19 protein-coding genes are annotated in these 23,440 nt (G+C 66.1%); 11 read left to right on the top strand and 8 right to left on the bottom strand.

Features of this window, described 5'->3' with window-relative positions; all coding sequences use genetic code 11:
- Genes ACEOAB_RS08000 through ACEOAB_RS07990 form a run of 3 tightly spaced genes read left to right on the top strand, consistent with a single transcriptional unit; the run spans position 1 to position 2,241 of the window.
- Positions 1-1,386, top strand: a complete 1,386-nt coding sequence (locus ACEOAB_RS08000) for a multicopper oxidase family protein (RefSeq protein ID WP_413751172.1) — start codon at positions 1-3, stop codon at positions 1,384-1,386.
- Positions 1,387-1,415: 29 nt separating this feature from the next.
- On the top strand, positions 1,416-1,919 hold the full coding sequence (locus ACEOAB_RS07995; RefSeq protein WP_413751171.1) for a cupredoxin domain-containing protein: 504 nt from the start codon (positions 1,416-1,418) through the stop codon (positions 1,917-1,919).
- Between the two features lie 31 nt (positions 1,920-1,950).
- Positions 1,951-2,241, top strand: coding sequence for a copper-binding protein (locus ACEOAB_RS07990; protein WP_093078801.1), 291 nt, complete (start codon positions 1,951-1,953; stop codon positions 2,239-2,241).
- A 21-nt stretch (positions 2,242-2,262) separates the two neighbouring features.
- Here ACEOAB_RS07990 and ACEOAB_RS07985 read toward each other — a convergent pair whose 3' ends face one another.
- A complete protein-coding gene (locus tag ACEOAB_RS07985) occupies positions 2,263-3,555 on the bottom strand; it encodes an NAD(P)/FAD-dependent oxidoreductase (RefSeq protein WP_495653582.1) in 1,293 nt (430 codons plus the stop codon).
- 40 nt (positions 3,556-3,595) lie between these two features.
- Between ACEOAB_RS07985 and ACEOAB_RS07980 the strand changes: the two genes are divergently transcribed.
- From ACEOAB_RS07980 to ACEOAB_RS07960, 5 genes are read left to right on the top strand one after another with little or no spacing between them, the layout of a single operon-like run.
- The gene (locus tag ACEOAB_RS07980) at positions 3,596-4,624 is read left to right on the top strand and encodes a P1 family peptidase (protein ID WP_413751251.1); all 1,029 of its coding nucleotides are present in this window, start codon (positions 3,596-3,598) and stop codon (positions 4,622-4,624) included.
- 16 nt (positions 4,625-4,640) lie between these two features.
- The gene (locus ACEOAB_RS07975; RefSeq protein ID WP_413751250.1) at positions 4,641-6,020 is read left to right on the top strand and encodes a TAXI family TRAP transporter solute-binding subunit; all 1,380 of its coding nucleotides are present in this window, start codon (positions 4,641-4,643) and stop codon (positions 6,018-6,020) included.
- Positions 6,010-7,779 carry an aminodeoxychorismate synthase component I gene (gene pabB / locus ACEOAB_RS07970; RefSeq protein ID WP_495653581.1) on the top strand — a complete coding sequence of 590 codons (1,770 nt, stop codon included), beginning with the start codon at positions 6,010-6,012 and terminating at the stop codon, positions 7,777-7,779. The genes ACEOAB_RS07975 and pabB overlap by 11 nt, the downstream gene beginning before the upstream one ends.
- Before the next feature lie 51 nt (positions 7,780-7,830).
- Entirely contained in the window at positions 7,831-8,328 is a 498-nt protein-coding gene (locus ACEOAB_RS07965) for a MerR family transcriptional regulator (RefSeq protein ID WP_413751262.1), read from the top strand.
- Positions 8,246-8,668 carry a carboxymuconolactone decarboxylase family protein gene (locus ACEOAB_RS07960; RefSeq protein ID WP_413751261.1) on the top strand — a complete coding sequence of 141 codons (423 nt, stop codon included), beginning with the start codon at positions 8,246-8,248 and terminating at the stop codon, positions 8,666-8,668. Before ACEOAB_RS07965 ends, ACEOAB_RS07960 begins: the two co-directional genes overlap by 83 nt.
- A 153-nt stretch (positions 8,669-8,821) precedes the next feature.
- Here the strand turns inward: ACEOAB_RS07960 and ettA are convergent, their stop codons facing one another.
- Positions 8,822-10,483: an energy-dependent translational throttle protein EttA gene (gene ettA / locus ACEOAB_RS07955; protein WP_056587499.1), complete on the bottom strand. Its 1,662-nt coding sequence runs from the start codon at positions 10,481-10,483 to the stop codon at positions 8,822-8,824.
- A 310-nt stretch (positions 10,484-10,793) separates the two neighbouring features.
- Between ettA and ACEOAB_RS07950 the strand changes: the two genes are divergently transcribed.
- A complete protein-coding gene (locus ACEOAB_RS07950) occupies positions 10,794-12,596 on the top strand; it encodes a DEAD/DEAH box helicase (RefSeq protein WP_495653580.1) in 1,803 nt (600 codons plus the stop codon).
- 538 nt (positions 12,597-13,134) lie between these two features.
- Here ACEOAB_RS07950 and ACEOAB_RS07945 read toward each other — a convergent pair.
- Positions 13,135-14,475, bottom strand: a complete 1,341-nt coding sequence (locus tag ACEOAB_RS07945; protein WP_413749709.1) for a hypothetical protein — start codon at positions 14,473-14,475, stop codon at positions 13,135-13,137.
- 724 nt (positions 14,476-15,199) lie between these two features.
- On the opposite strand from ACEOAB_RS07945, the gene ACEOAB_RS07940 reads away from it, so the two are divergent.
- A complete protein-coding gene (locus ACEOAB_RS07940; RefSeq protein WP_413749710.1) occupies positions 15,200-16,213 on the top strand; it encodes an endonuclease/exonuclease/phosphatase family protein in 1,014 nt (337 codons plus the stop codon).
- Positions 16,214-16,216: 3 nt separating this feature from the next.
- On the opposite strand, the gene ACEOAB_RS07935 is transcribed toward ACEOAB_RS07940, so the two are convergent.
- The 5 genes from ACEOAB_RS07935 to ACEOAB_RS07915 all read right to left on the bottom strand — a co-directional run bounded on the left by ACEOAB_RS07935 (position 16,217) and on the right by ACEOAB_RS07915 (position 21,309).
- Entirely contained in the window at positions 16,217-17,287 is a 1,071-nt protein-coding gene (locus ACEOAB_RS07935) for an ABC transporter ATP-binding protein (protein WP_056587490.1), read from the bottom strand.
- 19 nt (positions 17,288-17,306) lie between these two features.
- The gene (locus tag ACEOAB_RS07930; protein WP_007829528.1) at positions 17,307-18,158 is read right to left on the bottom strand and encodes a carbohydrate ABC transporter permease; all 852 of its coding nucleotides are present in this window, start codon (positions 18,156-18,158) and stop codon (positions 17,307-17,309) included.
- Positions 18,155-19,033, bottom strand: a complete 879-nt coding sequence (locus tag ACEOAB_RS07925; protein WP_007829526.1) for a carbohydrate ABC transporter permease — start codon at positions 19,031-19,033, stop codon at positions 18,155-18,157. Before ACEOAB_RS07925 ends, ACEOAB_RS07930 begins: the two co-directional genes overlap by 4 nt.
- Before the next feature lie 43 nt (positions 19,034-19,076).
- Complete coding sequence (locus tag ACEOAB_RS07920; RefSeq protein WP_413749711.1) at positions 19,077-20,459, bottom strand: ABC transporter substrate-binding protein; 1,383 nt, start codon at positions 20,457-20,459, stop codon at positions 19,077-19,079.
- Between the two features lie 106 nt (positions 20,460-20,565).
- A complete protein-coding gene (locus ACEOAB_RS07915; RefSeq protein ID WP_413749712.1) occupies positions 20,566-21,309 on the bottom strand; it encodes a FadR/GntR family transcriptional regulator in 744 nt (247 codons plus the stop codon).
- A 150-nt stretch (positions 21,310-21,459) separates the two neighbouring features.
- Here ACEOAB_RS07915 and ACEOAB_RS07910 point away from each other — a divergent pair, with 150 nt between their 5' ends.
- The gene (locus ACEOAB_RS07910) at positions 21,460-23,196 is read left to right on the top strand and encodes an IlvD/Edd family dehydratase (protein WP_413749713.1); all 1,737 of its coding nucleotides are present in this window, start codon (positions 21,460-21,462) and stop codon (positions 23,194-23,196) included.
- Positions 23,197-23,440 lie beyond the last annotated feature (244 nt).

Here is a 23,440-nt window from a genome sequence, read left to right as displayed (position 1 = left end):
ATGAACCGCCGCAACTTCTTCGCAGGCGCGGCCACCGCCGTCGCCGCAACCACCGTAAGCCGTGTGGCCATGGCCGCGCTGCCCGAACCGGTGTCGCAGGGCTCCACCGCCACCGCGCCGCCGCTCGTGCCGCCGAACGGCCGCTCCTACAACCCCGTCGTCACGCTCAACGGCTGGACGCTGCCCTGGCGCATGAACTCCGGCGTCAAGGAATTCCACCTCGTCGCCGAACCCGTCGTACGCGAGATGGCGCCCGGCTTCAAGGTCAACATGTGGGGCTACAACGGCCAGTCGCCCGGCCCGACCATCGAGGTGGTCGAAGGCGACCGCGTGCGCATCTTCGTGACCAACCGGCTGCCCGAGCACACCACGGTGCACTGGCACGGCCAGCGCCTGCCCAACGGCATGGACGGCGTGGGCGGCATCACGCAGCCGCACATTCCGCCGGGCAAGACCTTCGTCTACGAATTCACCGCGCGCCGACCCGGCACCTTCATGTACCACCCGCATGCCGACGAGATGGTGCAGATGGCGATGGGGATGATGGGCTTCTGGGTCACGCACCCGAAGGCCGAGCATCCGCTGATCGAGAAGGTCGACCGCGACTTCTGCTTCCTGCTCGGCAGCTTCGACGTGGAGCCCGGCAGCGCCACGCCCAAGGTCAACACCATGACCGACTTCAACATCTGGAGCTTCAACAGCCGCGTGTTCCCGGCCATCGACACGCTCAACGTGCGCAAGGGCGACCGCGTACGCATCCGCGTGGGCAACCTCACGATGACCAACCACCCGATCCACATCCACGGCCACGAGTTCGAGGTGACCGGTACCGACGGCGGCCCCGTGCCGCGCACCGCGCGCTGGCCCGAGGTGTCGGTGGACGTGGCGGTGGGCCAGATGCGGCAGATGGAATTCATTGCCGACGAGGAAGGCGACTGGTCGCTGCACTGCCACAAGGCGCACCACACGATGGGGCCGATGGGACACGACGTGCCGACCATGATCGGCGTGGACCACAAGGGCGTGGCCGAGAAGATCCGCAAGCTCGTGCCCGACTACATGGTGATGGGCGACAAGGGCATGGCCGACATGGGCGAGATGGAAATGCCCATTCCCGACAACACGGTGCCGATGATGACCGGCACCGGCCCCTTCGGCTCGGCCGAGATGGGCGGCATGTTCACGCTGCTGAAGGTGCGGCGCGACCAGAAGCCCGGCGACTACCGCGACCCGGGGTGGTTCAGGCACCCGGCCGGCACAGTGGCGCGCGAAGTGCCGGACGCGAACGTGCCGCCGGCCACGCGCAAGTCGCCTGCGCCCTCGAAGGACGGCAGCCCCGATGCAACCGTGCGCAAGCCCTCCGGGCACGGCGCGCACAACCACTGATCCCTTTCATTTTTTCTGGAGCTCGCACCATGAACAAGACATTCAAGTCCATCGCCGCAGGCCTCGCGCTCGCAGCAGTTGCCACAGCCTCGCTGGCTCACGAAGGCCACAGCGCCCAGCCGAAAAGCGCCGCCGCGCTCGCCCCCGAGCAGAAGGCCTGGGGCATCGCGGGCAAAGCCGGCGCCGTGAAGCGCACCATCGACATCGCAATGGCCGACGACATGACCTTCACGCCCTCGGTCATCGAAGTGCGCGAAGGCGACACCATCCGGCTGCGCCTGAAGAACCGCGGCAAGGAACTGCACGAACTCGTGCTCGGCACCACCGCCGAGATCGGGGCGCACGCGGCCATGATGAAGAAATTCCCGGACATGGAGCACGACGATCCATGGATGGTGCACGTGCCCGCCGGCAAGACCGGCGACATGGTCTGGACCTTCAACCGCGCGGGCGATTTCGACTTCGCCTGCCTCGTGAAGGATCACTACGAACTCGGCATGGCCGGCCGCATCCGCGTGCAGGGCCGTCGCTGAATCGACCAGCAACCAACGAAAGCAGATCATCATGAAGAAATTGTTCACCGCACTCTCCGCCGCCCTGCTCGCCGCAGCTGCCTTCGCGCAGGCCGCATTGCCGTCCGTCGAAGGCGAGGTCCGCAAGATCGACACCGACGCGAAGAAGATCACGCTGAAGCACGGCGACATTCCCAACCTCGAAATGACCGGCATGACGATGGTCTTTCGCGTGAGCGACCCTGCGTTGCTCACCAAGGTGAAGCCGGGCGACAAGGTGCAGTTCACGGCCGACAAGGTCGATGGCGCACTCACGGTGCTGTCGATCGCACCGGCGAACTGACGCTCGGCGTGCCGGCTGGCCCTATGGCTTGAAGCGGCCCGGATCGAACGGGGCCAGCGGTATCTCCGCCGCAGCGCCCGCGAGCAGTTGAGCCGCCAGGAGCCCCGTGCGCGCCGAGCCGCACAGGCCCACGTGGCCATGCCCGAAGGCCAGAACGATGTCGGCGCTGGCGGCGGCCGGGCCGATGCAGGGCAGTCCGTCGGGCAGGCTCGGGCGATGGCCGAGCCAGTGCTTCGTCGGCGATGCACCCGCTGCGAGCGCGGGAAACATCGATTGCAGGTGCCGGTGCAGGATCTCGGCGCGGCGCCAGTCGGGCGCCGCTTCGAGGCCGGCAATCTCGACCTGCCCCGCCGCGCGCAGGCCGCCGTCCATCCAGTGGGCGATGAGCTTGCCGTCAGCCACCATCGTCGGCGTGCGCGGGCCGGCCGTGGCGTCTTCGATGACCACGTGGTAGCCGCGCTCGGAATCAAGCGGCACCGCGGAGCCGGCCGCTGCCGCGAGCGGGCCCGAGCGCGCACCGGCGCAGATGGCGGCGCCGTCGCAGGCGATGTCGCCGGCCTCGGTGCGCACTGCGCGCAGCCGTCCGTCCTCGATGAGAAAGCCCGTCGCGCGGGCGGTGATGCGTTCGGCACCCGCATCGAGCGCATGGCGCGCCAATGCAGCCACGTAGGCGCCCGGATTGCGGCAATGGCCGGCTTCGGGCACGAAGATGCCGAGCGTGTAGCGCGCGTCCAGATCGGGCTCGCGGCGGCGCAGCTCGTCTTCGCTCCACTCGTTCCACTGGATGCCCACACGCCGGCGCACGCGCCAGCCCAGCGCGTCGCCATCGAACTCCGCGCGCGAGCGATAGGCATGTAGCAACCCGCGCCGCTCGATGAGCTGCGGCACGCCGGCCTCGGCCGCGAGTTGCGCGTGAAGCTCGGGCGCATCGACCAGCAGCGTGCGCAGCGCGTCGGCCGTGCGCTGCACACGCGCCTCGGTCCAGCCCGAAGCCAGGTAGCGCAGCAACCACGGCAAGGCGCGTGGCAGGTAGCGCCAGCGCAGGGCGAGCGGACCGAGCGGTTCGGCCAGCCAGCCCGGCACCTTGCGCCAGGCGCCCGGCAACGCGGGTGGCACCACGGAGTGCGACGACAGCCAGCCGGCATTGCCGTAGCTCGTGGCCTGCGGGCCGCCCGGTTCGCCGGGCTCCAGCACCGTCACGCGCAGGCCCGCGCGCAGCGCCTCGATGGCGGTGGCGCTGCCCACCGCGCCCGCGCCGATCACCACCACATGGCGGCGTCCGCCGCCGGGAGAGAAACTTCTTGCAACCGTCATGGCAAGGATCGTAGAGGGTGCGGTCCCATAATCGGCCGCCATGCCAGCCTCAGTTTCCGCTCCCTCCCAATCCGCCGGTTCCATCACCGACGTCGCCGGCATCGAAGTCGGCCATTTCTCCGACACCCGCCGCCCCACCGGCTGCACCGTGGTCATGGCGCGCGACGGCGCGGTGGCCGGCGTGGACGTGCGCGGCGCTGCTCCCGGCACGCGCGAGACCGACCTGCTTTCGCCCGGCAACCTCGTGCAGCAGGTGCACGCGGTGATGCTCGCGGGCGGCAGCGCCTGGGGCCTTGCGGCCGCCGACGGCGCCATGCGATGGATGGAAGAACGCAACATCGGCATGGACGTGCGCTTCGGCACCCTGCCCATCGTGCCGGCCGCCGTGCTGTTCGACCTGCCCATGGGCGACGCGCGCATCCGCCCCGATGCCGCCGCCGGCTACGCGGCCTGCGAAGCCGCAAGCACCGCGGCGCCCGCCGAAGGCAACGTGGGCGCGGGCACCGGCGCACTGGTGGGCAAGCTCTTCGGCGTGGACCGTGCGATGAAGGGTGGCATCGGCACCGCGTCGGTCACGGTCGGCGGCGTCACGGTCGGCGTGCTGATCGCGGTCAACTCGCTGGGCGACGTGATCGACCACAACACCGGCCAGCCGGTGGCCGGCGCGCGCACCGAAGACGGCAAGGCGCTGCTCGATACACGCCGCGCGCTGCTGCGCGGCGACAGCCCCAAGCCGCTGCTGGCGGGCACCAACACCACCATCGGCGTGATCGCCACCGACGCGGTGCTGACCAAGGCGCAGGCCAACCGGCTCGCCATGGTCGCGCACGACGGGCTGGCGCGCGCCATCAACCCGGTGCACACCATGAGCGACGGCGACACGCTGTTCGCGCTGGCCACCGGCCGCGTGCCGCTGGAAGGCAGTGCGCCGGGCATGACGGTGCTCAGCACCATGGCGGCCGAGGCCGTCGCAATCGCCACGCTGCGCGCGGTGCACGCAGCGCGGTCCGTGACGTTAGGCGAGCTGCACATTCCCTGCGCGGCCGATCTCGCCACGCCGCGCGGCTGAAGACGGAAGAGACACCATGGCGTTTCCCAGAACCTTGAAACTGATCCTGCTGTCGATCCGCGACCTGATCGCCTCGGCCGGGCCGATCGTGTTCATCGTGATCGGCCTGCTGATCGCCGCCTACTGGTGGCTGCAGCCACAGCCGCCCAAGCACGTCACGCTCGCCACCGGCCCCACGGGCAGCGCCTATGCACAGTTCGGCAAGCACTACGCGGAAGCGCTCAAGCGCGCCGGCATCGAGGTGGAGCTCAAGCCCACGTCGGGCTCCACCGAGAACCTGCAACTGCTGCGCACCGGCGGCGCCGACGTAGGCTTCGTGCGCGGCGGCAGCGCCGACCCGGTGGCCGACGAAGAAGCCGGCCTGACCTCGCTCGGCAGCCTGTTCTACGAGCCGATCTGGCTGTTCTACCGCGCCGACTCGGCGCAGAAGATCGACCGCAAGACCGGCACGCTGACATCGCTCACGCAGCTGCGCGGACTGCGCGTGAACGTCGACCTGTCGGGCAGCGGCCTGCCCGACATCATGGAGCGGATGCTCAAGGCCAACCATCTGGGCCCCGACGACCTGCTGCTGTCGAACCTCGAGCAGGCGGCGGCGGCCGAAGCGCTGCAGGCCGGGCTGCTCGATGCCATCGTGCTGTCTTCGGCGCCGCAGTCGCCGCAAGTGCAGCGGCTGCTGCGCTCGGACGACATCAAGCTCCTGGACTTCGGCCAGGCCGATGCCTACTCGCGGCGCTTTCCGTTCCTCTCGGCAGTGACGCTGCCGCGCGGCGTGGTCGACCTGTCGAAAGACCTGCCGCCGCACGACGTGTCGCTGCTCGCGGCCACCACCTCGCTGCTGTCGCGCGAGGAAACGCACCCCGCCCTGCGCCAGCTGTTCGCGCAGGCCGCGCAGTCGATCCACGGTGGCGCCGGCTGGTTCAACCGGGCGCGCGACTTTCCCAACACCCGCACCAGCGAACTGCCGGTGAGCCCCGAGGGCGACCGCGCCATCAACGGCACGCCGCCGGTCTGGCAGCGCTACCTGCCGTTCTGGGCCAGCAACCTGGTCGAGCGCATGTGGCTGGTGCTGGGCGGCCTGCTGGTGCTGATGCTGCCGCTGAGCCGCGTGGTGCCGCCGCTGTACCAGTTCCGCGTGCGGCGGCGCGTGTTCCGCTGGTATGCACGGCTGCGCGACATCGAGGCCAAGGTCGATGCGAAACAGGGCGAGCAGAAGGCGTTGCTCGAAGATCTCGATCAGCTCGACCGCGTCGTCAACAAGGTGGCGGTGCCGCTGTCGTATGCCGACGAGCTCTACGCGCTGCGCAACAACATCTATGCGGTGCGCAAGCGGGTGCTGGCCAGAACGTCGCAAGGCGCTGCCGCACCGACGGCCGCGGCGAACGATGCCGGCTGATGGGGCCCTGCTTCCGGCCTTGCGCACGCTGATCGATTTTGCGCAGCCGCGCAGCGACGGCGCGAGCCGGCTGCGCCTGGCCTTCGGCGCGCCGTCGCGCGTGCTGGTGGCGCGGACTGCCGGCGAGGTGCGGCCGGTGCTGGAGGCTGTGGAGGCGCTGGCGCGCGAGGGGCGCTGGTGCGTGGGCTACCTGCGCTACGAGGCCGCCATCGCGTTCGATCCTGCGTTGGCCGTGCACGAAGCCGACGGCCCGCTGGCATGGTTCGGCGTGCATGACGAAGTGCTGCCCTGGCCGGAAGATTCGCCCGCAATGCCGCCAGTCGAATGGCAAGGCAGCCTCTCGCGCGAGTCCTTCGACCAGCGCATGCGGGCCATCCACCGCGCAATTGCGGACGGTGAGCTTTACCAGCTCAACTACACCGCCGCATTGCATGCTGAATTCCACGGCGACGCGCGCGACTGGTTCTTCGCACTGCGGCAGGCACAGCCCGGCGGCTACAGCGCCTTCATCGACACCGGCGAGGAACAGGTGCTTTCGGTGTCACCCGAACTCTTCTTCGACTGGCACGGCGACCGCATCCTGGCGCGCCCCATGAAGGGCACGGCCCCGCGCGGCGCGACACCGGCCGAGGACGCAGCGCTGGCACTGCGGCTGCGCACCGTGCCGAAGGAACGGGCCGAGAACGTGATGATCGTGGACCTGATCCGCAACGACCTGTCGCGCGTGGCGCAGCCCTTCTCGGTGCGCGTGCCGCGGCTCTTCCATACCGAAGCGCTGCCGGCGGTGTGGCAGATGACGTCGGATGTCGAGGCACTCGTGCGCGAGGGCATCGCGCTGGCCGACGTGTTCGGGGCGCTGTTCCCGTGCGGCTCGATCACCGGTGCGCCCAAGGTCAGCGCGATGCGGCTGATCCGCGAGCTGGAGCCCGAGGCGCGCGGCGTGTACTGCGGCGCGGTCGGCGTGGTGCGGCCCGGCGGTCATGCGACCTTCAATGTGCCGATCCGCACCGTGACGCTGCGCGGCACCGAGGCGCGCTGCGGCATCGGCAGCGGCATCACGACCGATGCGCGGGCGGACGCCGAATGGGAGGAATGGCGCCACAAGCGGGCCTTCCTGGGCCAGGCGGCGAACCCGCCGTTCGAGCTGCTCGAAACCCTTGCGCTGGTTGGAGGCGAGCTGCGCGATGCGCCCGCGCACCTTGCGCGCATGGCGGCCGCGGCAGCGCATTTCGGCCGCACGTGGAGCGAAGCGCGCGTCACCGCATGCCTCGATCGACTCAAGGCACAGCATGCCACCGGCACATGGCGCGTGCGCCTGCTGCTCGATGCGCAAGGCGCGCCGCGCGCAGAAGCCTTTGCGATGGAGGCGCCACCCGCGCGCGTGCAACTGCAACTGGCCACGCGCGCGTTCGACGAGGCCGACAGCGATTTCACCCGCTTCAAGACCACCCGCCGCGCCCACTACGAGGCCTTCGCGCCCACAGCCGCGGGCGTGTTCGACACGCTCCTGTGGAACCGCGATGGCGAGATCACCGAATGCACGCGCGGCAACATCGCCCTGCTGCTCGACGGCCGCTGGGTCACGCCGCCCTTGCACTGCGGCCTGCTGAACGGCGTCGGCCGCGCCAACCGGCTGCGCAGCGGCCAGCTTGCCGAAGCCGTCGTGCGGGTGAACGATCTGCCGCGCGTGCAGGCCCTTGCCTTCGTGAACAGCCTGCGCGGCTGGCTCGATGCCGACCTGCACACTCCGCAAAAATAGTTCGTCAAAGCGCTTGACTTGGAGCGCGCTCTAACTTTGAGAATCAACGCCATGGAAACCAGTCTGACCATCGCGGAAGTCGCGCAGCGAACCGGCCTCACGGCCTACACGCTGCGCTACTACGAACGCATCGGGCTGATCGCCGCGGTGCCGCGTGCACCGGGCGGTCAGCGCCGCTATGCGAGCGCCGACATGGACTTGCTGGATTTCCTGTTGCGCCTGCGCGAGACCGGCATGTCCATCCAGGGCATGCAGGCCTTCGTCAGGCTTCGAAACCAGGGGGACGCCAGCGTCGGCGAACGGCGCGAGATGCTCGAACAGCACCTCGCGGAAGTTCAGGCCCGGGTGGCGGCGCTGCAGCAATCGATGCAGGCGCTGTCGCTCAAGATCGACCACTACCGTGCGGTCGAGAAGACGAAGAAGCGTCCTCCTTCATCGGGCACTGCCCCGGAAGGAAAGACGAGCAATGACGAACACACAGAACCAGGGCCACAACGACAACCTGCGCTACACGCGCGGCCTGGCCAAGCTTCACGAGATCGACGGTGAAGGCGGCGTCAAGGTGGTCGAGAGCCTGGCCGACATCGCGCCAGACTTTGGCCGCCTGGTGATCGAGTTTCCGTTCGGCGACATCTACTCGCGCCCCGGCCTCGACCTGCGCTCCCGCGAGATCGCGACGGTGGCTGCGCTCACGGCCATGGGCAATGCGGCGCCGCAGCTGAAGGTGCACATCCAGGGTGCGCTGAACGTCGGCGCGACGCGCACCGAGGTTGTCGAGGTCATCATGCAGATGGCGGTGTATGCGGGCTTTCCGGCGGCGCTCAACGGCCTGTTTGCGGCGCGCGAGGTGTTCGCGGCCGACGATGAAAAAAGCGCGCGGCCCCTTTGAGAACCACGCGCTGTCTTTGTCTTGCTCCTTCCCCCTCTGGGGGAAGGCAGGGATGGGGGCTGACGGCGCTTGCAATGCAGCGGTGCCTGTTCGAAGGCCGTCGAGCCCCCACCCCAACCCTCCCCCGGAAGGGGAGGGAGAAATACCGGGGCCTTACTTGAGCGCCTTGTAGCGCATGCGTTTCGGCTTCGCGCCTTCTTCGCCCAGGCGCTTCTTCTTGTCGGCTTCGTACTCCTGGTAGTTGCCGTCGAAGAAGGTCCACTGGCTGTCGCCTTCGGCGGCCAGGATGTGGGTGGCGATGCGGTCGAGGAACCAGCGGTCATGGCTGATCACCATGACCGTGCCGGCGAACTCGAGCAGCGCGTCTTCGAGCGCGCGCAGCGTTTCCACGTCGAGGTCGTTCGACGGTTCGTCAAGCAGCAGCACGTTGCCGCCGGCGATCAGCGTCTTGGCCAGGTGCAGGCGGCCGCGTTCGCCGCCCGACAGCGTGCCGACCTTCTTCTGCTGGTCGGCCCCGTTGAAGTTGAAGCGGCCCGCATACGCGCGGCTTGCCATCTGGAACTTGCCGACGTTGATGATGTCCAGGCCGTTCGAGATGTCTTCCCACACGGTCTTCTGGTTGGCCAGCTCGTCGCGGTGCTGGTCGACGAAGGCCATCTTCACGGTCTGGCCGATGACGACCTCGCCCGAATCGGGCTTTTCCTTGCCCGCGAGCAGCTTGAAGAGCGTCGACTTGCCGGCGCCGTTCGGGCCGATGATGCCGACGATCGCGCCCGGCGGCACGGTGAAGCTCAGGTTGTCGATCAGCATGCGGTCGCCGAAGGACTTGCTGACGCCGTGGAACTCGAACACCTGCTGGCCCAGCCGCTCCGCCACAGGAATGAAGATTTCCTGCGTCTCGTTGCGCTTCTGGTATTCCATGTCGCTCAGCTCTTCGAAGCGGGCCAGGCGCGACTTGCTCTTGGCCTGGCGTGCCTTCGGGTTCTGACGCGACCACTCGAGTTCCTTCTTCAGGGCCTTGGCGTGGGCTTCTTCGCTCTTCTGCTCCTGCGCCAGGCGTTCGCCCTTCTGCTCGAGCCAGGTGCTGTAGTTGCCCTTCCAGGGAATGCCGCGACCGCGGTCCATTTCCAGGATCCATTCGGCCGCGTTATCGAGGAAGTAGCGATCGTGGGTGATGGCCACCACGGTGCCCGTGAAGCGCTGCAGGAACACTTCGAGCCACTCCACCGATTCGGCATCCAGGTGGTTGGTCGGCTCGTCGAGCAGCAGCATGTCGGGCTTGGACAGCAGCAGGCGGCACAGCGCCACGCGGCGTTTTTCACCGCCTGACAGCAGGCCGATCTTGGCGTCCCACGGCGGCAGGCGCAGCGCGTCGGCGGCGATTTCCAGCTGATGCTCGGAATCGGTGCCGGCAGTGGCGATGATGGCTTCGAGCTGGGCCTGCTCGGCGGCCAGCGCGTCGAAGTCGGCGTCTTCGGCACCGTAGGCGATGTACACCTCTTCGAGGCGCGCTTTGGCCGCAAACACCGCGCCCATGGACTCTTCGACCGATTCGCGCACCGTGTGCTCGGTGTTGAGCTTGGGTTCCTGCTCCAGATAGCCGATCGTCATCCCCGGCATGGGCAGCGCCTCGCCCTCGAACTCCTTGTCCACACCCGCCATGATCTTGAGCAGCGTGGACTTGCCCGAGCCGTTCAGGCCGAGCACGCCGATCTTGGCGCCGGGGAAGAAAGAGAGCGAAATGTCTTTCAAGAGCTGCCGCTTGGGCGGCACCGTCTTGCTGACGCGGTTCATCGAATAGACGTATTGAGCCATCTGGGAATAGTTACCTTGGGTACAAAGATTCGGGGGAAAGCGCGGTCGCCAGAAAGAAGCCCTTGGGAAGCATTCAGGCGCGGCAAATCACCGATTATCGACTCATGCGACAATAGCCACCGTTGCCGGGTCCAGTTGCCCGCAACACCGGCTCTCTGCCGGGGACGAAGAAAGGTCCATTTCAACCCTTTTGCGAGGGCGGACTTTCCGGCTCCCACCCCTGACCTTCATCTGCCTTGACTGGCTCGGCGTCAACAAGACGCCAAGCGGGCCGATGCCACTGCGCCGTGTATGGCGCTTATTGTTTCCAATGAATTTTGATGAACTGAAGCTGGCTCCCGCCATCTTGAAGGCTGTGCACGAGCACGGTTACGACACCCCCACCCCCATCCAGGCGCAAGCCATCCCCGCCGTCCTCGAAGGCCACGACCTGCTCGGCGGCGCCCAGACCGGCACCGGCAAGACCGCCGCCTTCACGCTGCCCATGCTGCACAAGCTCACCATGAGCCGCAGCGCCACCAACAAGTTCGGCGGCACCGGCATCCGTGCCCTCGTGCTGACCCCCACGCGCGAACTCGCGGCCCAGGTCGAAGAGTCGGTCCGCACCTACGGCAAGTACCTGCAGCTCGACTCGACCGTGATCTTCGGCGGCGTCGGCATGAACCCGCAGATCAGCAAGCTCAAGAAGGGCGTCGACATCCTCGTGGCCACCCCCGGCCGCCTGCTCGACCTGCAGCAGCAGGGCATGCTCGACCTGGCCCAGGTCCAGATGCTCATCCTCGACGAAGCCGACCGCATGCTCGACATGGGCTTCATCCACGACGTGAAGAAGATCCTGGCCCTGGTGCCCAAGGAAAAGCAGAGCCTGCTGTTCTCGGCCACCTTCAGCGACGAGATCCGCGACCTCGCGGCCACGCTGCTGAAGAACCCGCAAAGCATCCAGGTCACGCCGCGCAACACCACCGTGCAGCGCATCACCCAGGTGATCCACCCCGTGGGCCGCGGCAAGAAGAAGGCGCTGCTCGCGCACATCATCAACGAGAACAAGTGGAGCCAGGTGCTCGTGTTCACGCGCACCAAGTTCGGCGCCAACAGCGTGGCCGAATTCCTCACCAAGAACGGCATCGAGGCGATGGCGCTGCACGGCAACAAGAGCCAGAGCGCCCGCACGCAGGCGCTGGCCGGCTTCAAGACCGGCGACATCCGTGCGCTGGTGGCCACCGACATCGCGGCGCGCGGCATCGACATCGACGAACTGCCGCACGTCGTGAACTACGAGATTCCGAACGTCAGCGAAGACTACGTGCACCGCATCGGCCGCACCGGCCGTGCCGGTTCGAGCGGCGAGGCCGTGAGCTTCGTGTGCCTGGACGAAGAAGGCTTCATGCAGGAAATCGAACGCTTCACGAAGCAGACGATTCCCGTGCAGATCGTCGAGGGCTTCGGCCCCGAAGAAGGTGAACGCGCCGAGCCGATCGCCATGGGCCGCCAGACGATCTGGGGCGGCGCCGGCCGTCCGCCGAGCCGCGACGTGATGCAGGCGGCCGCCAAGGCTGCCCGCACCGAGATGCTGCAGCGCATCCGCGAGAACAAGGCCGGCCAGGGCGGCGGCGAGCGCGCAGGCGGTGGTGGCGGCGGAAACGGTGGCGGTCAACGCCGCGGTGGTGGCGGCCAGGGTGGCGGTCAAGGCCGCAACGCCAACGGCGGCGGCCAAGGCCAGGGTCAAGGCCCGCGCGGCCAGGGTGCTCGCGCACCGCAGGGCCGTGGCCCGCAAGGTCCGGCACGTGCGCCGCACCATGCACCGCATCAGCAACAGGCTCATCAGCCACATGACGAGCGCCAGCCGCGCCATCACGGCAACAGCCACAGCCCGACCCAGGCCAACCAGGTCGCGCACCTGCGCGCCGAAGCGGTCGCAGGCGGCGCCGGCCAGCCGGATCCGTTGCGCACGAGCGTCGACCACATGGGTGGCGGACGTGGTCGCGGTCGCCCGGGTGGTGGCGGCTACGGCGGCAACCGTTCGGGCGGCGGTGGCCGTTCGGGTGGTGGCGGCGGCTATGGTGGCGGTGGCCGCTCGGGCGGCGGCGGTGGTGGCCGTTCGTTCGGTCGCTGACATCCACGGGCAAGGACATACCTGCCCTTAGACGAAAGGGCACCTCGGGCAAGCCGTTCGCTTAATCTGTTGAAATTTTGCAGGTTTTCGACCTGATGCAATCGGGCCTCTTCGGAGGCCCGATCCCTTTTTTGGAGCTGGCTGCCACGGATGTCAGCGGCACGGTCAAGACCTTCATATTGCGGCCATGCACCGGCCACGCACCATGATCTACGCACTGGCGACAGCCGAAGAGCTGATGGCCGAGTTCGGGAAAATGCTCATGCGCACGCGGTCAATTGGCGGGCTCAGCGTCGACGATCAGGCCAAAGGCCAGCCAGTCAAGCGTCGAGGAGATCGAGAGGATCGAGTCAGAGCAAAGCGGCGATCTCGTGACGCTGTTGCGGATCGCTCAGGCTCTACGATTCGCCGACGCTCTCATGGAGGTACTCAAGCCACCGCTCGCCAGCTTGGATGAGATCGAGCGGAGGAAGAGTTGATCCAAGCCGAGGGCGAACGGTGAGCCAGTTCGCTCAGCGAGCCTTCCGCCTGAGGCGGCTCAGTGGCGCCAGAGACTGGTCGCCAACGCGCCAAGCGAGAACCACCATACCCAGCCGAGGCGACCGTTGAGCGCGGCGAGCGACTGCTTCAATTGCTCCAAGGTTTGGCCCGAACTGGGCTGGGCCAACATTTCCGACAAGGCCAAGACATCAGCCTTGGTCGCCGGCTCGTCGCTGGCCTCCAACTCGGGCTGGTGGTCGTCCTCGTCCTTGAACCAATCTGGATGCTTCTCCGACAGGTCCGTCCGGATGCCATTGAAGATGTTGGCCGCCAGCAGGTCCGAATGCTTGTCGGCGTGGACCACGGCCCATGCGATGGTCTTCAAGGCACCCCGTCCCGCCTGCGTTCGCCAAATCTTGTGGTTGTGCATGGCTTGGTTGAACACAAGCTCTCCATCCCGCTCGTAGGCGGCCGAAAGCTGCTCGGGTTTGATGTCCCCATCCGCGTATGCGGCGGATCGGAGAGCCGGATCGTCGCTGGCCAGCAGGATCGGCAGGAGCTTTGAGTCCTTAGAAAGGGCAAGGCGGGCCAAGCCCTTGCGGACCCCTTGATGGCCGGAAAGCCAGCCCCCCATGATGTCCTTGGCCTCCCTCGCAACGGCATCGGCGTCCGAGGGGTCAACATGCCAGCGGGCGGCCAGCTCCAATGGTTTTTTGATGGAGAAGGCGTCGGTCTCCAAGCGGTCATAGAGGTAGTTCAGAGCCGCGGCCCAGCGAACGGTGGGCTCCACCCGCTCGGCGAGGGTCCATGCGGCGTTGAACACGGCCCCGTAGCTGTATTCGGCATAGCCGTCCATGAAGTCGTCATCGTAGGGCCGCCGCATCCGCTCGTTGCGATGGAGAGTGACCACGATCATCGCGAGCCGGTCGTCAGGGATTTGGTCCCATGGCTTCTTGCCTTCCAGCAAGTCCCGCAGGAATGAGTCGTCGAGGTTGTGGTTCTCGAACAGAGCTGACAGCTCTTCGCTTGGCGACGCGATCAGCCATGCGACCGTTTGCTCCTCGTCGTCAAACAGAGCGACGGGGAACTTCGAAAAGTTCTCGCCGCCCACGACGATGTTGGACAGCACGGCAAGCCGTGAGGCTCCCGATGGCTCGCCGGAGGTGAACAAGGGTTTCGACGTCGCGATGAAGCGGGCATGCTTGGCCAATGCTAGGTTGATCGCCGGGTCGTCACGCGCGAGCAGCGCCGCCTCGATGTCCTCATCCACTTCGTCGCTGCGCCACTCGTCCTTGGACTGAGAGGCCCGCTTCTTCAAAAACGCGACGAGTGCGTCTGGCGACATCGCCATCAACTCGGCCTGCTTGATGATGCCTTTATAGCTCTTGTAGCTCCCCATGCCGTCCCCTTTTCGGTGTCGAGAGCAAACATACTACACGGAGGCAAATCCATCATGGGCAATCGCCGATTGCCTACTAAGAAGCACCAACCCGCCCCCCTGCACGCCCCGGGGTCGGGCTCGCGCGATGGCGAACTACTGAGGCTCAATGCGAACCGTGATCAATATGACCTATTCACATATCGGGTAGAGAAAGTGCTTACCGCCAGCGCGTCAATACAGTCCAACTATTACATCCTGGCCCGATTGGGTTTTTAAAGCAATGAAGATATGGGATGCGGAAAAATGGAGAGATAGTGTCTAGGCAAGCGAGAAGGCGACGGACGGGAAGCCATTTATCAGCCCAAGGTCGTCATGGGGCTGGAATCCGCTGATGAGCTCTTGTGCTCCTCGCGTGATATGAAGGATGAAATCAATTAGTCAAAGCGCTTAACTCTGTCGAACACTATTCGCTTTGCTCGTGAGCTTAGTGTCCGGAGTTTTAGGTTTTTTCTTTGGCTCCAAAGACCACTTCAAACAGCAGAAATGACATTAGTGGTTAGCGGCACAGCAATGCGATTGAACCGCGACTAATGCCAAGCGCCGCCATGGCGCACCCCGTGATCCGCATCAGCTTCATACATTCCGCGCTGGGCGGCTCCCTGAATTTGCTTTGTTCGACTCTATCGTTGCAGGAACGACGTTTCAGTCGGCAATCGTGACCCGGGCCACAATCGTTGCCGCCATGCAATACATCCCACCCAACTACGCCACCCTCTTCGTAGCCACCTGCAACCTCCTCAATCTAGCGGCACCGAACCGCGTGTACTACGAGAACCAGGACGCCTACACCGAGCGCGAGTACGAACGAAAGATCGACTGGACCGGCGAGCGCTTCCATGCGCTCAATGCCGACGTGCTGGCGGTGCAGGAAGTGTGGGACGAGTCGGCGCTCAAGGCCTGCATCGCGCGCAGCGGCCTGCGCTACGACTTCGTCTCGGTGCCGGGCGCCGAGAACACGCCACCGCACACCGGCGCGCAAGGCACGCCGCGCGTGGGCATCGCGACGCGGCTGAAGGTGGACGAGCTTCGCTCCTTCGTCGACTTCCCTCCGGGCTTCGGCGTCGAGGTGCCGGGCCTGGGCCCTCACACGCGCTTCGAGCGGCCTCCCCTGCTCGCCACGGTGCGCATGAAACACGGCCAGCAGGTGCATGTGCTCGCGGTGCACCTGAAGTCCAAGCGGCCGAAGTTCCTGCAGGACGCCCAAGGCAACCCGCTCGAAGACCGGGACGACCGCAAGGTGGGCGTGATGGCGTCGCTGCGCTCGCTGCTGATGCGCGGCGCGGAAGCCGCGGCCCTGCGCTGCATCGTCATCGACCTGCTGCAGGACACGAACGTGCCGCTCGTGGTGATGGGCGACTTCAACGACAACCCGCACAGCGTGACGACGCAGCTCGTGGCCGCCACTTCCGAGGTCGCCTACGACAAGGCCGCGCGCGACGTGGCCCTGTTCAACGCCTACGAGATGCAGGGTGAATCAGCACTCAAGAAGGACGTGGCGTACTCACACATCCACCAGGGCTTTCCGGATGTGCTCGATCAGATATTCGTGAGCGAGGAATTCGTCGCCACCAGCCACCACAGCCTGGGCGACGTGCGGCGGGTCGACTATTTCAACGACCACCTGCACGAAGGGCGCGACCGCTCGCGCTCCGACCACGGCTTCGTGCGCGCCCTCCTGCGGCTGCGCACGGCCTGAGGATCAGCCCATGCGCCGACCGGTCTGCCGGTCGAACAGGTGCACGTTCTCGGCCTCGATGGCCAGCCGCACCATTTCGTCGGGTCCGGCATCGACGCGGCCATGCACCGCCAGCACCAGCTTTTCCTCGCCGACCTGCACCAGCAGTTCGGTCTCCGCGCCGGTGGGCTCGACCACGATCACCTTCGCTTCGACGCTGCGCGGGCCGCCGCCGAGCGTCATGTCGCCGGGCCGGATGCCGTAGTGCACCGGCTGGCCGTCAGGGGCCGAGGTGCCGGCCGGCACCGGCCAGCGCGCGCCTTGCGATTCGACCCAGCAGTCGCCGCCGGCGCGCCGCACCGTGCCTTCGATGACGTTCATCGACGGCGAGCCGATGAACTGCGCGACGAACAGGTTGTCGGGGCGGTCGTACAGCTCCAGCGGCGTGCCGATCTGCTCGATGATGCCGTCGTGCATCACCACGATGCGGTCGGCCATGGTCATGGCCTCGATCTGGTCGTGCGTCACGTAGACGGTGGTGGTCTTCAGGCGCTGGTGCAGCGCCTTGATTTCGGCGCGCATCGCCACGCGCAGCTTGGCGTCGAGGTTGGACAGCGGCTCGTCGAACAAGAACACCTTCGGGTCGCGCACGATGGCACGGCCCATGGCCACGCGCTGGCGCTGGCCGCCCGAGAGCTCGCGCGGATAGCGGCCCAGCAATGCGTCGAGGTTGAGGATCTTCGCGGCCCGCGCCACGCGCTCGTCGGTCACCGATTTCTCGGCGTTGCGCAGCCGCAGGCTGAAGCCCATGTTCTCGCCCACGGTCATGTGCGGATAGAGCGCGTAGCTCTGGAACACCATGGCGATGTCGCGGTCCTTCGACTCGAGGTCGTTGACCACGCGGCCGTCGATGACGATCTCGCCGCCGCTGATGTCTTCCAGACCCGCGAGCATGCGCAGCAGCGTCGACTTGCCGCAGCCCGAGGGGCCGACCAGCACGACGAATTCGCCGTCGGTGATGTCGAAGCCCAGGCCCTTGATGATCTGGACCTTGCCGAAGGATTTCTGGATATTGCGAAAGGTTACGGATGCCATTTGTGATTCCTGGATTCGCTCAGCTCTTGACGGCGCCGGCAGTAAGACCACCGACCATGTAGCGTTTGAATGCGTAGTAGATGGCCGCAGGCGGCAACGCATAGATGAGGCCGGTGGCCATCAGCAGCTCCCATGGCGAATCGTCCGCCGAGAGGAAGTTACCGAGCGCGACGGCAAGCGTCACGCTTCTGTCGTTCGACAGCAGCAGGAAGGCGTAGAGGTATTCGTTCCACGCCAGCAGCAGCGAATAGGTGCCCACCGCCACCAGCGACGGCACCATCAGCGGCAGGTACACGAGGCGGAACAACTGCAGCGGCGAGGCGCCGTCCATGCGCGCGGCTTCGTCGAGCTCGTAGGGCAGCTTGTCCGACGCCTGCTTCAGCACCCAGATGCAGTACGGCGAGGCGATGGTCACCATCGCAAGAATCAGCGCCCACTGGCTGTTGAGCAGCCCGTAGTTGCCCATGGTCTTGTACATGGGCACCGCGAGGAATGCCGCCGGGATGAAGTACGTGAACAGCGCCAGGTTCATCACCGTGCGCCCGCCACGCACACGCAGCCGGCTGATGGCGAATGCGGCCGTGGTCGCCACGAACAACGTGAGCACGCCCACCGACAGTGCGATCAGCAGCGAGTTCCACAGCTGCAGCCAGAAGTGGTCGAGGTAGAAATGCTTCTGCTGGAACACGATGCGGAAGTTGTCCAGCGTCGGGTTCTTGGGCCACAGGTGGCCCGAGGTCGCGGAGTCCTTCGACGAGATCGCGAACAGCACCATGTGGTAGACCGGGATCAGCGTCCACAGCAGCACAGGTATGCCGATGAGCAGGAGCCGGGCTTCGGTGAGCACGGCTTTCGGAGTCCAGCGCTTCATTTCGAAAGCCTCTTCATCATGAAGTACACGAGGGGCAGCACGAGCGGCAAGGCCACCACGATGGAAGCCATCGACAGGTCGACCTGATCGAGGCGCAGGTAGCGGATGCCCAGCGTGGCGAGCACGTGCGTCAGGTCGGCGGGGCCGCCACCGGTCAGCAGGTAGACGCTGTTGAAGTCGCCCAGCGTCCAGATCATCGAGAGGATGGTCGAGGTGATGTAGAGCGTCTTCAGTGCCGGCCAGCTCACGAAGCGGAACTTCTGCCACGACGAGGCGCCGTCGACAGAGGCCGCTTCGTATTGTTCGGATGGAATGGCCAGCCGCCCCGCCACCAGGATCAGCGTCCAGAACGGCAGCGACTTCCACACATGCACAACCATCGCGAAGGCCAATGCCAGCGCGGGGTCGTTGAGCCAGTTGGGCCCGTCTGCGCCGGTCAGGCGGAAGATGGTGCTGTTGATCACGCCCCACTCCGGGTTCAGCATGAAGCGGATCGACAGGATGGTCGGAATCGATGGCATCGCCCAGGGCAGGATGAAGATCGCCGAGACGATCTTGATCCACCAGCGCGATGTCACGAAGAAGCCCGAGAGCACCAGTGCCACGAGCATCTTGAGGTTGATCGCCACGATCAGGAAGATGGCCGTGTTGATCACCGAGCGGAAGAAGATCGGGTCTTCGACCAGCTTCACGTAGCTTTGCGGATGGCGGGCGAGCCAGAGGCCATAGCCCACCGGGTACAGCACGAACACCACGAACACCAGCAGGTAGGGCACGACCATGACCGCGCCCCAGAACTGCCAGCGCGCATGCCGCGCTCCGGGATTGACGACAGGCGTCGGGGTCGACGCGGCGGCGGTGGCAGTGGCGCTCATGGCATGCAGCTGCTGGTGATTGCGGGTGTCGCGTGTGCGCCGCTTACTGCGCCGCCACCGTCTTGATGCGCGCGATCATCTCGTCCACGGCCTTGTCCACCGGCACCTTGTCGGTGACGACGCGGCTCATGGCCTTGGCCCAGACGTTCTCGTTGTTCAGCACGGTGAACTTGTAGTTCTTGGTGAACTCGAAGGTCACGGTGCCGGCGGCGTACTGGTTGTAGACCGAGAGGCGGTGCGGATCGGCCTTCCAGAAGTCGCGCTGCTGCGCGGCCTTGGTGACCGGGAACCAGCGGCCCAGCGAGCCTTCGACGTACGGCGTCAGGTTTTCTTCCTGCATCAGGAAGGAGACGAACTCCTTGGCGCGCGCCTTGTTCTTCGCGTCCTTGAACACCACGCCGGTCTTCACGGCGGTGCGGTAGACCATCTTGCTGCCGTCAGGCTTGCTCGGGAAACCCGCCGTGCGGATGCGCTCGGTGTAGTTCTTGCGCGCTTCCTCGCGCTGCTCGGGCGTGAGCGAGGCGTTGTCCGAATCGTCGAGCCACTTGGCGGCGATGGAGATGGTCGCGTTGTGCGTCATCAGCGTCGTCTTGTTGTGGAACGCGACGTTGTTGTCCGGGTCCTTCCAGCTCGTCGACGACGGCGGCGTGCAGCCCTTGATGTAGGGCGTGGTGTAGTCGGTCAGCGCGCCGATCAGGCCGGTGCGCACCTTCGGGTCGTCGACCAGCAGCTTGCCGTTGTCGTCCACCAGCTTGACGTTGTAGGCGTCCATGAAGGTCAGGAACGAATAGAACGAGTCGCTCGAATCCACGCCCATCGGCATGCCGATGCCGAAAGTGCGCTTGCCGCTCTTCTGGCGGCTGGCGGTCTGCGCCTTCTCGCACCAGAACGTCCAGTACTCCTTCCAGGTGGTCGGGATGTCCGACTCCTTGAGGCCCGCCTCCGCCAGCATGTCGCGCCAGTACTCGATGTGCATCGTCTGCTGCTTGATCGGGAAGGCGTAGTAGGCCTTGCTCTTGGTCTGGTCGTTGTAGAGGTAGGTGGTCTCGATCGTGTTGGGCGCGAAGCGGTCCTTCATGGGCGTGAGCACGCTGCTGATGTCTTCGAGCTTGCCGTCGAAGGCCCACTTGCCGGTGACCTGGAAGTCGTACACGTCGGCATAGGCCACGTCGGGCGGGCTGCCCGAGTCGAGCGCGGACACGGTCTTGGGGATCATGTCCTGGATCGGGTACTGCGACAGTTCGATCTTGACGTTCTTGTTCTTCTCCTCGAACTTCTTGATGGCGGCGAACAGCGCGTCGTCCTCCGCCTTGTAGAAGCCCTTGACCCACCAGACGGTGAGTTTTTCCTGCGCGGCAGCGTGGCCTGCCGACAGCAGGCCCAACGCGACCAGCGTCGGCGCGATCAGCGACTTGACGAGTTTCATGGTTGATGTCTCCTTCTCTTCTTCGGTGGAATTTGCTCGGGGCGCGAGCGTAGGGTGAAAGAACCGGATGCGAACTGCGGACAAACGCGTAGACAGCGCAGGGCGGCTAGCTGGCCTTGAGCCTGGGCGGCGGCCGGCTCAGGCGCGGCAATCGCCGGCGCGAGCCCAGCACGTCCTCGATGTCCTGGCGCGCGCCGTCGATGAGGCGGATGATCGCGCGCTCGGCCCCGGACGGGTCGTGCGCGATCACCGCGTCGATCACCGCGCGGTGCAGCGGTAGCGAAAGCGCGGGCCCGTCGGGCTTGGCGGTCGAAATCTCGAAGCTGGTGCGCAGCAGCGCGTTGAGCACCTTGCTCATCTGCGCCAGCATGCGGTTGCCTGCGGCACTCAGCAGGCCGTTGTGGAAGCGCAGGTCGAAGGTGACGTAGTCACCGCCGTTCTCCACGGCCTCTTTCATGCCGGCGAAGGCGGTCTCTATTTCCTCGATGTCCTTGGCCGTGGCCCGCTCGGCCGCGAGCCTGACGGCCGCCGGCTCCACCACGCGGCGCAGGTCCTGCAGGTCGCGCAGGAACTCGGGCGTGAGCCCCGCGCGAGCCTGCCAGGTGATGACGTCGGGGTCGAACCAGTTCCACTTGTCCTGGGGCAGCACGCGCGTGCCGACCTTCGGCCCCGTGACGATCAGGCCCTTGGCCGCCAGCGACTTGATGGCCTCGCGCACCACGGTCCGGCTCACGCCGAGTTCCTCGCCGAGCACGGGCTCGGAGGGGATCGACGCACCGATCGCATAGCGTCCCGACACCACGGCTTCACCGAGCAGTTCGAGCGTGCGACCGTGGATGTTCTTGATCATGTGTGATGCGAAATTCGGTATCTCGACGCTCGAAAACACCAAGGGTCCGGCGTGTTGGCCGCGCTTATCATATGATGATTGAAAGCCCGGATCGGCAGGACAAACCCTGAGAGTTCTGCCTCTTATTTCGACAACAAAGAGAGACACTCCATGAGCACCGCCCCCAAGAAAAAACCCGGTGAACTTCGCAGCCAGCAATGGTTCGGCCGCAACGACCGCGACGGCTTCATCTACCGCAGCTGGATGAAAGGCAAGGGCCTGCCGCACGACCAGTTCGACGGCCGCCCGGTCATCGGCATCTGCAACACCTTCAGCGAACTGACGCCCTGCAACTCGCACTTCCGCACGCTGGCCGAGCAAGTGAAGATCGGTGTGTACGAAGCGGGCGGCTTCCCGCTCGAGTTCCCCGTGATGTCGCTCGGCGAAACGCTGCTGCGCCCCACCGCCATGCTGTACCGCAACCTCGCGAGCATGGACGTCGAAGAAAGCATCCGTGGCAATCCGCTCGACGGCGTGGTGCTGCTCATGGGCTGCGACAAGACCACGCCCGCACTGATGATGGGCGCGGCCAGCGTCGACCTGCCGACCATCGGCGTGTCGGGTGGCCCGATGCTCTCCGGCAAGTGGCGCGGCCAGGAGCTGGGCTCGGGCACCGGCGTATGGCAGATGAGCGAGCAGGTGCGCGCCGGCACGCTCAAGCTGCAGGAATTCTTCGAGGCCGAGAGTTGCATGCACCGCAGCCACGGCCACTGCATGACGATGGGCACCGCCAGCACCATGGCCAGCATGGTCGAGTCGCTGGGCATCGGCCTGCCGGGCAACGCGGCCTATCCCGCCGTGGACGGCCGTCGCAACGTCCTCGCGCGCCAGGCGGGCCGGCGCATCGTCGACATGGTGCATGAAGACATGAACATGTCGAAGATCCTCACGCGACAGGCCATCGAGAACGCCATCAAGGTGAACGCGGCCATCGGCGGATCGACCAACCTCGTGATCCACCTGCTGGCCATCGCGGGGCGCATCGGCGTGGACCTCACGCTCGACGACTTCGACCGCCTCGCCTCCGAGCTGCCCTGCCTCGTGAACCTGCAGCCCTCGGGCCAGTTCCTGATGGAAGACTTCTGCTACGCGGGCGGCCTGCCGGTGGTCATCAAGGAGATCGCCGATCACCTTCACAAGGACATCCTCACCGTCACCGGCCAGAGCGTGTGGGAGAACGTGAAGGACGCCGAGAACTACGGCCCGCAGGTCATTCGCACGCTGGCCGAGCCCTTCAAGGAGAAGGCCGGCATCTGCGTGCTGCGCGGCAACCTCGCACCCAACGGCGCCATCATCAAGCCCAGCGCGGCCACGCCCGAACTGCTGGTGCACAAGGGCCGCGCGGTGGTGTTCGAAAGCGCCGAAGACCTGCACAAGCGCATCGACGACGAGAACCTCGACATCGACGAGCACTGCATCATGGTGCTCAAGAACTGCGGCCCCAAGGGCTACCCCGGCATGGCCGAGGCCGGCAACATGCCGCTGCCGCCGAAGGTGCTGCGCAAGGGCATCACCGACATGGTGCGCATCAGCGATGCGCGCATGAGCGGCACGGCCTACGGCACCGTGGTGCTGCATACTGCGCCCGAAGCCGCAGCCGGTGGTCCGCTGGCGCTGGTACAGGACGGCGACATCGTCGAGCTCGACGTGCCGAACCGCAAATTGCATCTGCATGTGAGCGACGAAGAGCTGGCGAAGCGCCGCGAGAAATGGGTCGCGCCCAAGGCGCCGCTGGACTCGGGGTACTGGAAGCTCTATGTCGACACGGTGCTGCAGGCTGACCAGGGGGCGGACCTGGGCTTTCTGTGTGGTCGCCGTGGGGCTTTTGTGCCGCGCGACAATCACTAGGATCGAGGGCTGACGGTTCGGGGTGCGCTCACGCCGACGGGGTACCTTGCTCCGCGAATGTCCCCCGCCCTTCGGGCTCCTCCTTTATTTCGCTGCGCAAGGCACCCCGCCGTCGTGATCGTTCAGAGCACTTGTTGATCGGCCAGCACAAGAGCAGCGCTTGTTGTGCACAGGGCATCGGGTGCTCCCCGCAGCGAAATAAAGGAGGAGGCCGCAGGCCGGGGGACATTCGCGGAGGGGAGTA

It is taken from the genome of Variovorax sp. Varisp53 (assembly GCF_059491555.1).
Note: the sequence above shows the minus strand (reverse complement) of the source record. Positions and strands in the feature narration are given on the sequence as shown.

Excerpts from the sequence above, each read along its gene's own strand:
- ACEOAB_RS08000 (WP_413751172.1), top strand. The coding sequence starts at position 1 with ATGAACCGCCGCAACTTCTTCGCAGGCGCGGCCACCGCCGTCGCCGCA.
- ACEOAB_RS07910 (WP_413749713.1), top strand. The coding sequence starts at position 21,460 with ATGAGCACCGCCCCCAAGAAAAAACCCGGTGAACTTCGCAGCCAGCAA.
- ACEOAB_RS07945 (WP_413749709.1), bottom strand. The coding sequence starts at position 14,475 with ATGGGGAGCTACAAGAGCTATAAAGGCATCATCAAGCAGGCCGAGTTG.
- ACEOAB_RS07935 (WP_056587490.1), bottom strand. The coding sequence starts at position 17,287 with ATGGCATCCGTAACCTTTCGCAATATCCAGAAATCCTTCGGCAAGGTC.
- pabB (WP_495653581.1), top strand. The coding sequence starts at position 6,010 with ATGCCGGCTGATGGGGCCCTGCTTCCGGCCTTGCGCACGCTGATCGAT.
- ACEOAB_RS07930 (WP_007829528.1), bottom strand. The coding sequence starts at position 18,158 with ATGAAGCGCTGGACTCCGAAAGCCGTGCTCACCGAAGCCCGGCTCCTG.
- ACEOAB_RS07950 (WP_495653580.1), top strand. The coding sequence starts at position 10,794 with ATGAATTTTGATGAACTGAAGCTGGCTCCCGCCATCTTGAAGGCTGTG.
- ACEOAB_RS07965 (WP_413751262.1), top strand. The coding sequence starts at position 7,831 with ATGGAAACCAGTCTGACCATCGCGGAAGTCGCGCAGCGAACCGGCCTC.
- ACEOAB_RS07960 (WP_413751261.1), top strand. The coding sequence starts at position 8,246 with ATGACGAACACACAGAACCAGGGCCACAACGACAACCTGCGCTACACG.
- ACEOAB_RS07925 (WP_007829526.1), bottom strand. The coding sequence starts at position 19,033 with ATGAGCGCCACTGCCACCGCCGCCGCGTCGACCCCGACGCCTGTCGTC.
- ACEOAB_RS07990 (WP_093078801.1), top strand. The coding sequence starts at position 1,951 with ATGAAGAAATTGTTCACCGCACTCTCCGCCGCCCTGCTCGCCGCAGCT.
- ACEOAB_RS07995 (WP_413751171.1), top strand. The coding sequence starts at position 1,416 with ATGAACAAGACATTCAAGTCCATCGCCGCAGGCCTCGCGCTCGCAGCA.
- ACEOAB_RS07980 (WP_413751251.1), top strand. The coding sequence starts at position 3,596 with ATGCCAGCCTCAGTTTCCGCTCCCTCCCAATCCGCCGGTTCCATCACC.
- ACEOAB_RS07975 (WP_413751250.1), top strand. The coding sequence starts at position 4,641 with ATGGCGTTTCCCAGAACCTTGAAACTGATCCTGCTGTCGATCCGCGAC.
- ettA (WP_056587499.1), bottom strand. The coding sequence starts at position 10,483 with ATGGCTCAATACGTCTATTCGATGAACCGCGTCAGCAAGACGGTGCCG.
- ACEOAB_RS07940 (WP_413749710.1), top strand. The coding sequence starts at position 15,200 with ATGCAATACATCCCACCCAACTACGCCACCCTCTTCGTAGCCACCTGC.
- ACEOAB_RS07915 (WP_413749712.1), bottom strand. The coding sequence starts at position 21,309 with ATGATCAAGAACATCCACGGTCGCACGCTCGAACTGCTCGGTGAAGCC.
- ACEOAB_RS07985 (WP_495653582.1), bottom strand. The coding sequence starts at position 3,555 with ATGACGGTTGCAAGAAGTTTCTCTCCCGGCGGCGGACGCCGCCATGTG.
- ACEOAB_RS07920 (WP_413749711.1), bottom strand. The coding sequence starts at position 20,459 with ATGAAACTCGTCAAGTCGCTGATCGCGCCGACGCTGGTCGCGTTGGGC.